1 protein-coding gene is annotated in these 873 nt (G+C 68.7%); it reads left to right on the forward strand.

Annotation, left to right across the window (positions count from 1 at the left end; translation table 11 throughout):
• The coding region (locus tag RM812_RS41930; RefSeq protein WP_311586244.1) for an acyltransferase domain-containing protein at positions 1 to 873 on the forward strand (873 nt) is incomplete at both ends.

The raw sequence follows: 873 nt of genomic DNA on the forward strand, positions 1-873 counted from the left end.
GGACGGGGAGCGTCCGTTGTGGCTTGGTTCGCTGAAGTCGAACGTGGGTCATACGCAGGCTGCTGCGGGTGTGGCCGGTGTGATCAAGATGGTCATGGCGATGCGGCACGGTGTGTTGCCGAAGACGTTGCATGTCGATGAGGCCTCTCCGCATGTGGACTGGTCGGCGGGGGCGGTGTCCCTGCTGACGGAGCAGGAGCCGTGGCCCGAGCTGGGGCGTCCGCGCAGGGCCGCGGTGTCATCCTTCGGGCTCAGTGGGACGAACGCGCATGTGGTGCTGGAGGAGGCGCCGGTCCCGGTGGAGGGGGAGGCCGGGGCTGGTGTGTCGTTGGCTGTGGTGCCGGTGGTGGTGTCGGGTCGTTCTGCGGGTGTGGTGGGTGAGTTGGCGGGTCGGGTTCGGGGTGTGGTGGGTGCTGGGCGGTTGGTGGATGTGGGGTGGTCGTCGGTGGTGTCGCGGTCGGTGTTCGAGCATCGGGCTGTGGTGCTGGCGGAGGACGCTGCGGAGCTGGATGCGGGTCTGGGGGCTCTGGCCGCTGGTGGTGTGGTGGCGTCGGGTGTGGTGTCGGGTGTGGTGTCGGTCGGGGGTGGCCGGTCGGTGTTCGTGTTTCCGGGTCAGGGGACGCAGTGGGTGGGGATGGCGGTGCGGTTGTGGGCTGAGTCGGCTGTGTTCGCGGAGTCGATGGCGCGGTGTGAGGCGGCGTTGGCGGGGTTGGTGGAGTGGCGGTTGTCGGATGTGCTGGGGGATGAGGCTGCTTTGGGGCGGGTGGAGGTGGTGCAGCCGGTCGCGTTTGCGGTGATGGTGTCGTTGGCGGAGTTGTGGCGGTCGTTGGGTGTGGTGCCGGATGCGGTGGTGGGGCATTCGCAGGGGGAGAT

Source organism: Streptomyces lancefieldiae (assembly GCF_031845825.1).
Lineage (GTDB): Bacteria > Actinomycetota > Actinomycetes > Streptomycetales > Streptomycetaceae > Streptomyces > Streptomyces lancefieldiae.